Origin of the sequence: Frankia sp. AgKG'84/4 (genome assembly GCF_023242965.2) — a bacterium.
Taxonomy (GTDB): Bacteria; Actinomycetota; Actinomycetes; order Frankiales; family Frankiaceae; genus Frankia.
The window spans coordinates 1-8,425 of sequence record NZ_JALKFU020000205.1 but is presented as its reverse complement, the minus strand read 5'-3'; the positions used below and the strand labels follow the sequence as shown (position 1 = coordinate 8,425).

The window sequence follows — 8,425 nt, the reverse complement described above, 5'->3', positions numbered from 1 at the left end:
GCACTGCTCGTACCGCCCGTACCGCGCCCACGCGCGGCCGGCTGACGCCCACCGCCCCCCGGCCGGGGCGTGGCCGTCCCCGTCTGCGCACGCGTCCGCGCGCCACTAGTCCGTGTGGCCACCGTCGAAACGGTACACAGCCCTACGGCCGACTCGCGGCAACCCCGACGAAATGGGCGCGCCGCGCCGAGGCGCCGGTCAGACCTCCAGGACCACCGGGATGATCATCGGACGCCGGCGGTAGCGCTCGTTGACCCACCGACCGACCGTGCGCCGCACCAACTGCTGCAGCGCGGTCGTGTCCGTCATTCCGTTGCGCATCGAGTCCGCGAGCGCGTCGCTGACGAGCTTGGCGACCGCATCGAACGTGCCAGGCGAGTCGGTGAAGCCCCGCGCGGAGATGTCGGGGCCGACGACGACCTTGCCCGCCGCCGCGTCCACCACGAGCGTGACCGTGATGAAGCCCTCCTCGCCGAGGATGCGGCGATCCTTCAGGCTCGGCTCGCCGACATCGCCGACCGCGGACCCGTCGACGTAGACGTAGCCGCAGGGCACCGCCCCGGTGATCCGCGCGCGGCCGTCGAGCAGGTCGATGACCATGCCGTCCTCGGCGAGCACGACCTGGTCCGCGGGCACCCCGGTGGCCTCGGCGAGCTTGGCGTGCGCGCGCAGATGGCGCCACTCGCCGTGCACCGGCATAACGTTGGACGGCCGCGTCGCGTTGAGGACGTAGAGCAGCTCGCCGGCCGGCGCGTGGCCGGAGGTGTGGACCTTCGCGACGCCCTTGTGGACGACCTTGGCGCCCCAGCGGCTCAACCCGTTGATGACCCGGAAGACCGCGTTCTCGTTGCCGGGGATCAGGCTGGAGGCCAGCACGACGGTGTCCCCGGCCTGGATGCGGATCTGGTGGTCGCGGTTGGCCATCCGCGACAGCGCCGACAGCGGCTCCCCCTGGGAGCCCGTGCAGATCAGGCAGATGTTGCGGTCCGGCAGCGAGTCGAGGTCGCGGACATCGATGATCAGGCCGGGCGGCACCCGCAGCAGGCCCAGGTCGCGGGCCACGCCCATGTTGCGCACCATCGAACGGCCGACGAAGCAGACCGAGCGGCCGTGCGCCTCGGCGGCGTCGAGCACCTGCTGCACCCGGTGCACGTGGCTGGCGAAGCTGGCGATGATGATCCGCTTGCCCGCCTCGCGAAAGACCCCGTCGAGCACCGGGGCGATCTCCCGCTCGGAGGTGACGAACCCGGGCACCTCGGCGTTGGTCGAGTCGGACAGCAGCAGGTCGACGCCCTCCCGGCCGAGCCGGGCGAAGCCGCCGAGGTCGGTGAGGCGGCCGTCGAGGGGCAGCTGGTCCATCTTGAAGTCGCCGGTGTGCAGCACGAGTCCGGCCTCGGTGCGGATCGCCACGGCGACCGCGTCCGGGATGGAGTGGTTCACGGCGAAGAACTCGCACTCGAACGGCCCGTAGGTGTGCCGCTCCTCCTCCCGGATCTCCTGGGTCACCGCCTTGATCCGGTGCTCGGCGAGCTTGGCGTTCAACAGCGCCAGGGTCAGCCGAGTGCCGATCAGCGGAATGTCGCGCCGCTCGCGCAGGAGGTACGGCACAGCGCCGATGTGGTCCTCGTGGGCATGCGTGAGGATCAGCGCGTCGATGTCGTCGAGGCGGTCCCGGATCGCGGAGAAGTCCGGCAGGATCAGGTCGATCCCTGGCTGGACGTCCTCCGGGAACAGCACCCCGCAGTCGACGATGAGCAGCCGGCCGGCGTGCTCGAAAACGGTCATGTTGCGGCCGATCTCGCCGACCCCGCCGAGCGGGATGACGCGAAGGCCGTCGGCGCGCAGCGGGGGCGGCGGGCCGTAATCAGGGTGCGGGTGGCTCATGGGCCCTCTCCTGCCGCGGCTACGGCGAACCCGTTCGCGGCGCCGGCCGCGGCATGCGGCACGCCACCCGATGGCCATGGTGGGCCGCTCGGGTCGAGGGTCGCGGCGGCGAGGTCGGCTCGCAGCCGGGCTGTTTCGGCGGGGGTCGCGTCGACCATCGGCGGGCGGACCGGCCCGGCCGGCAGCCCGGCCAGGGCCAGCGCGGCCTTGGTGAGGATCACTCCCTGACTGCGGAAGATCCCCTCGAACGCGGGCAGCAGACCACGGTGGAGCGCCAGTGCCCGCGCCGCGTCACCGACCCCGAACGCCTCGATCATGGACCGGATCGCCGGGGTCGCCAGGTGTGAGACCACGCTGACGACGCCGCAGCCACCGATGGAAAGCAGTGGCAGCGTGAGCATGTCGGTGCCCGAGTAGTAGGCCAGATCGGTACGGGCCAGCACCCAGGAGGACGCGCCCAGATCGTCCTTCGCGTCCTTGACCGCCACGATGTGGGGATGCTCGGCCAGCCGGACCAGGGTCTCGGTGTCCACCGGCACGCCCGCCCGGCCCGGAATGTCGTAGATCATGACGGGCAGCGCCGTGGCGTCGGCGACGGCGGCGAAATGCCGCGCGAGGCCCGCCTGCGGCGGCTTGCTGTAGTACGGCGACACCACGAGCAGACCTTCGGCGCCGGCGGCCTCGGCCGCGCGCGCCAGCTCGATCGTGTGGTCGGTGGAGTTGGTCCCGACGCCGGCGACCACCTTGGCCCGACCGGCCACGGCCTCGACGACGATCCGGACGAGCCGGGACTTCTCCGCGTCGGTCGTGGTCGGCGACTCCCCGGTGGTGCCGTTGACGACAAGCGCGTCGTTGCCCGCATCCACCAGATGGGCCGCGAGCCAAGCGGCTCCGGCCTCGTCGAGGGCACCGTCCGGCTGGAACGGTGTGATCATCGCCGTGATCATGCGCCCGAACGGCGCCGGCGGCAACACTGACATACCGGTCACGCTAGAGCGCACCTCCGACAATCGTTTCTCCCGGCCGGCGAGCATCGCCGCGCCCACGTTCCACACTCACTCGTCACCACTCGGCGCCGCGCGAACACTCGCCCGGCCCCATCGTCCGCCCCGCCGACCATCCTGGCCATGCCGGGCCCCCGCCACGGCAGCCCGTCCGGACCCGGCTGCCCCCTGGCAACCGGACGTCCCGGACGTCACCGCCGCCTCGAACCACCGACCGACACACCCACCACCGACCGACACACCTACCACCGGCCGCCACTCCTGACCACCGGCCGCCACTTCTGATCATCGCCCCGCTCGATCACCGGCCGCAGCCGGACGATCGACACAGCCACCGGCCCACCAACCACCGGCTCATGCTGACCCGCCGCGTCGGCCGCGACGGTGACCATCACCATGACCAACGTGCGACGCACACCGGGTGCACCCGGTCGGCGCGAAGAACGGCTCCGATCCCCACCGCGGCGCCGGCTCCGGCGAGGCGGCCGGGGCGGACGAGGCGGAACGGATCGGAAACGACTCAGTGCGCGCGAACGGAACCCCCGGGCGATCTCGGGGCCGCGTTCTGGCCGCGGTCACCCACACCCAGCATGTTGCGGTCCAACCGCAACCAGAGTTCCCGGCGGCCCAGGCGCACCAGCGACCGCAACCCGCCGGTACGCGGCGTGCCCACCGCAACACCCGGGCCGTAGTTCTTCGGCATCCGCCACCGTCCCGTCCGCCGCTACAGGGCCTCCAGAGTACCGCCCCACCGCCTTTCGCGGACGGCGCCGCCAGGTTGCGCGCGACGGCGGGCCCGAGCGACCCACACCGCGGCCGGTGCTAGGGGTGCCGAACCGGCCGGACCGGCCGGACCGTGCCAGCCGGCCGCCCGCAGACCCGCGAGCACGGCCAGTGCCACGAGCAGCGCCAGCAGGAACGACTTCGCCGGTCCGAGGACCCAGGCGGCGAGGCTGCTGCGCTCCCGTGTGAGCAGCACCGTCGCCGCGAACGACGACGGCAACGTGATCACGGCGACCGCGTCCGGCGACAGCCGGACCGGCAGGGCGCACAGACTCACCGTGAGGATCATCAGCACGCCGATCGCCCCGGTGATCCGGGAGACGTCGGAGGACACGCTGAGCCCCACGACCAGCCGCGACCGGGGCGGGCGGCGCGCGTCGGTGGTGTAGAAGGCGTACACCTCCCGGTTGCGCTGGATGTCCTCGATGTAGGTCCGCCGCACCGGATCGCCGAACAGGTCGACCATCATCGGAGTGTCCAGCTCGATGCTGCTGTCGTCCGTTCCGATGCTGGCGTGGTAGCTGCCCGTGCCACCCGAGTCGATGTCGATCAGCGCCGCCGGGTGCAGCAGCTGACGCCAGGCAGGCATGCTTCTGCCCTCGGCCGGTCGGGCACGGGCCGCGCGGCCGCGGACGAGCACCGTCCGCAACTGTTCGCTCGACTTGATCAGGAACGGCCGGTAGGGGTCGATGGTGACAGCCGCGAGCGCCTCCCACCGCCGGCCGTACTCGGCCACGGTGGTCAGCACCGGCTCCGCGGCGGCACCGACCTGGACCAGCTGGTCGATCCAGGTCACGAAGGCAGTGAGATACCCCTCGATGGCGACGAGGTCGAGGCCGTCGGGCACGTCCGGGTCCCGCCAGAGTTCACCCACCGCCAGCAGCAGTGTCTCGGCGCTGCTCAACGGGTCGAACGGCTCGTTGAGCGCGGCGGCGAGCACCTGCTCGGCGTCGGCGACGAGATCCTGCCAGCGGCGCAGCCGGGCCGCGCTCACCCCGAGGTCGGCCTCCCGTTCCAGGTAGGCCCGGATCGACTCCAGCGGCAGCGGGCGCCCCCGCCCGGTCGCGACCAGGCGCGGGTAGTTGCCCGACAGCCGCCCCGGCCGGAACCGGGAGATCGCGTCGACCAGCCGGCGGGCCCGCTCGTCCAGCGGCACGCCGAGGGGGTCGGCGAGGCTGGCGATCAGGTTGCCCTGGATGGCCACCGACGTGCCGTAGGGCATCAGGTGGGCGTCGGCGCCAGCCGGCCCCGACAGGTCGAAGGCGACCAGGGCACGCTTCGTCAACGTCGAGACCGGCAGCAGGACGAGCACCTCGGGCGGCAACCGGCCGGCCGTGTCGACCCGACCGCCGGCGGCGACCGGGACGATCTCGTTGAGCACGACGTCCAGCGGCCCCCAGTTGACCGAGCGGGTCAGTTGGCACCGGTTGGCGCTGAGCAGGGTGAACTGGTCCACCACCCGCCGGCGCAGCCCCTGGTAGGGGGCCGGCGGAGCGAGCAGCGTCATGGTGACCTCGTCGAGGTCGGTCAGGTCGAGGACGGGCGCGTGATCGGCGTCGTCGCGCCGCGTCCACCGGCGGAACCGGCCGATCGGCCCCGCGCCGGGTGCGCCGCCCGCGAAACCGCTCACGAATCATGACATTATCGGACGAGCGGCACACGGTCACCGAACGCCACCGCCGCACCCACGGCCTGGCGGATCAGCCCTCGCCGACGAGCGGGCTGGAGGCGACCTCGGTGCCGTCGTCCAACGTGGAGATGCGGAAGTCCGCGAAGACGTTCGGCGCGATCGCCCGCAGCTCCCGCAGGATGGTGACGGCGAGCCCGCGGATCTCGACGTCGGCGTGCTCGCTCGCGCGCATCCCGATGAAGTGCCGCCAGGCCCGGTAGTTCCCGGTGACCACGATGCGGGTCTCCGTCGCGTTCGGCAGGACCGACCGGGCCGCCTGCCGCGCCTGCTTGCGCCGCGACGTCGGCGCCGCGATGTCGGCGAACCGCTTCTCCAGCCCCTCCAACAGACGCCCGTAGGCCTCGGCCGAGGCCACGGTGGCCTGCTGGAACAACGCGTGCAGCTCCGGGTCGGAGGCGATGACCTCGGGCTCCACCACCGCGGCGTCCCGTTCGGGGACGTAACGCTGCGACAGCTGGCTGTAGGACAAGTGCCGGTGACGGACCAGCTCGTGGGTGAGGCTGCGGGACACACCCGTGATGTACAGCGAGACGGTCCCGTGCTCGAGCACCGACAGGTGCCCGACGTCGAGGATGTGGCGCAGGTAGCCCGCGTTCGTCGCGGTGGCCGGATTGGGCTTGCTCCAGCTCTGGTAGCAGGCGCGCCCGGCGAACTCGGCCAGCGCCTGACCGCCGTCCGCGTCGGTGCTCCACGGCACGTCCGACGGCGGGAGGAACTCCGTCCTCGCCACCACCTGCACTCGCAGTCCGGCCCGCGCGGGACCCGCGGGTGCCGCGGTCGGCTCGAGGCTGGACTCCCCGGTCGACGCGGGAACCCCCGGCGACGCGGAGGACTGCCCGGACACCGGGTCGGATGCCGGCTGCGACACTGCCACCTCCATCGGCTCATGCGTCCACGGCTGGACCTCATCACGTGGACCTCATCACGGTAGACGCAGCCGGGCGGACGAGGTGCGCCGGTCCGCGTGAACCGGGCCGGACGTCACCAAGACGTCGCCAGAAGGCCTGGCAGGACCTCGCCGAACGCCCGATCAGCCCTGCGAACCGGCATTGCGTCGAGCCGGTCAGCAATCGGCCGAGCGAGCCAGCAATCGCCCAACGCGGCCGGTGTCGGCATCCACCCGCCGGTCCGGTCACGCGAGTGGAGCGAGGGGATTGAGGGCCAGGGAACCCGTGGTACACCGGAGTTGGACGCCTCGCCGCTCCCAACGACGAGGAGTCACAGCGCCCGTCCTCGCGACGTGGTCCGGCCCAGGCCGGGGGTCTCCGCCCCCGTCAATCCCCGGCCGGCCGGCCACGTCGCGGCGGGCAGCCCTCCCGCGATGGCGCGGCGGTCCCGCCGCCGCGCGCATCCGGGTGGATCATCCGGGCCCGGAGACGAACAGCTCAGCCGTGCTCAGGCGGTCGGCGAGGGCCCAGCCGCCGGCGGGGTCCAGGACGCGAGGTCGGCGGTGCTCTGGTCGCCAGTCGCCATGTCCTTGACCTCGTGGTCGCGGCCCTCGCCGAAGGGCGGGAACCACACGGAACCGATGCCCTTGCGGGCGGCGTAGCGGACCTGCTTGGCCAGCTTGTCCGGCTGGTGGTAGGTCTCGACCCGCAGGCCGCGGGCGCGCAGCGCGGCCGCGGCGGCCAGGGCGGCGGAGCGTCGCTCGGCACTCGGCACGACGACGAGGACGTCGGCGGGGCTCGCCGCGCCGACCGGCAGCAGCCCCTCCGCGAGCAGCTTGGCGAAGATGCGGGTCAGGCCGATGGAGATGCCGACGCCGGGCAGCGAGCGGCGGATGAACGAGCCGGCCAGGTTCTCGTACCGGCCACCGGAGCAGATGCTGCTGAAATCAGGCCAGTCGTTGAACTTCGCCTCGTAGACGGTGCCGGTGTAGTAGTCGAGGCCGCGGGCGATGGACAGGTCCGCGACGACGCTGCCGGCGGGCAGGTCGGCGAGGTCGTCGAGGACGGCACCGAGCTCGTCGAGCCCCTCGGCGAGCAGGTCCGACTTCACCCCGAGCCGGCGCACCTCGTCGATGACCCCGGAACCCGACGTCCGGATCGCCGCGAGATCGAGGCAGGCCCGGACCTGGTCCGCGTCGAGCCGGGCCTGGGTGGCGAGCAGCTCCCCCACGCCGGCCGGGCCGATCTTGTCCATCCTGTCGACGACGCGGATGACCGCCAGCGGATCGCCGATCCCCAGGCCCTCGTAGAACCCCTGCAACACCTTGCGGTTGTTGATGTTCAGGGTCCAGGGCGGCACGCCCAGGGTGCCGAGCACCTCGTGCACGATCCGGGGCAGCTCGGCGTCGAAGTGCGGTGGCACCCGGTCGACGTTGATCACGTCGATGTCGCACTGGGTGAACTCGCGGAAGCGGCCCTCCTGGGGCCGCTCGCCGCGCCACACCCGCTGCATCTGATAGCGCTTGAACGGGAAGACGAGCTCGTTGAAGTGCGCCGCCACGTACCGGGCGAACGGCACGGTCAGGTCGAAGTGCAGCCCGAGGCGGGCGCTGTCGTCGTCGCCGTCGGCCTGCAGCCGGCGCAGGGTGTAGACCTCCTGCGAGGTCTCTCCCTTGGCGGTGAGCACGTCGAGTGCCTCGACCGAGGGCGTCTCCACCGAGCAGAAGCCGTAGCGCTCGAAGGTCGCCCGGATCGTGTCGAGCCAGCGCTGCTCGACGATCCGGACCTCGGGCAGCCACTCCGGGAAGCCGCTGATGGGCAGGGGGCGGACGATCGGCGCGTCACTCATCGCCGGGAGTTCTCCTCATCGTTGCGAACCGGTGGACGTCCACCGCCCGGGCGCGGATCACCGCGGCGCCGGGCGGGACTCACCGATGTCGGGCGAGCACCCGACGGCGCACGACCGTCCAGCACGAGACGACAGGAAGCATAGGAGGCACCCTACCCCGGCGATCTCCCGGGCCCGCCGGGCAGGACACCGACCGCACGCGATCGGGCCCGCGGCCCGGCGGCCCCCCCCCCCCCGCCCCCCCCCCCCCCACGGCCCGGGCGGACGGTGCCGTCCCGCCGATACCGGTAGGTGCGCGACGTCAGCAGCACGGACCGGTCGAGAAAGA

Annotated in this window: 5 protein-coding genes; all 5 read right to left on the bottom strand. The window is 72.5% G+C overall.

What is annotated here, in order from left to right:
• Positions 1–198: 198 nt before the first annotated feature.
• A complete protein-coding gene (locus tag MXD58_RS14195; protein WP_248838279.1) occupies positions 199–1,884 on the bottom strand; it encodes a ribonuclease J in 1,686 nt (561 codons plus the stop codon).
• Positions 1,881–2,864 (bottom strand): 4-hydroxy-tetrahydrodipicolinate synthase, encoded by a 984-nt coding sequence (dapA, locus tag MXD58_RS14190; RefSeq protein ID WP_248838278.1) that lies wholly within the window; start codon positions 2,862–2,864, stop codon positions 1,881–1,883. The genes MXD58_RS14195 and dapA overlap by 4 nt, the downstream gene beginning before the upstream one ends.
• Before the next feature lie 748 nt (positions 2,865–3,612).
• The gene (locus MXD58_RS14185; protein ID WP_248838348.1) at positions 3,613–5,178 is read right to left on the bottom strand and encodes a hypothetical protein; all 1,566 of its coding nucleotides are present in this window, start codon (positions 5,176–5,178) and stop codon (positions 3,613–3,615) included.
• Positions 5,179–5,371: 193 nt separating this feature from the next.
• On the bottom strand, positions 5,372–6,106 hold the full coding sequence (thyX, locus tag MXD58_RS14180) for an FAD-dependent thymidylate synthase (RefSeq protein ID WP_308301966.1): 735 nt from the start codon (positions 6,104–6,106) through the stop codon (positions 5,372–5,374).
• Between the two features lie 650 nt (positions 6,107–6,756).
• A complete protein-coding gene (gene hisS, locus MXD58_RS14175) occupies positions 6,757–8,097 on the bottom strand; it encodes a histidine--tRNA ligase (RefSeq protein ID WP_248838275.1) in 1,341 nt (446 codons plus the stop codon).
• Positions 8,098–8,425: the final 328 nt, after the last annotated feature.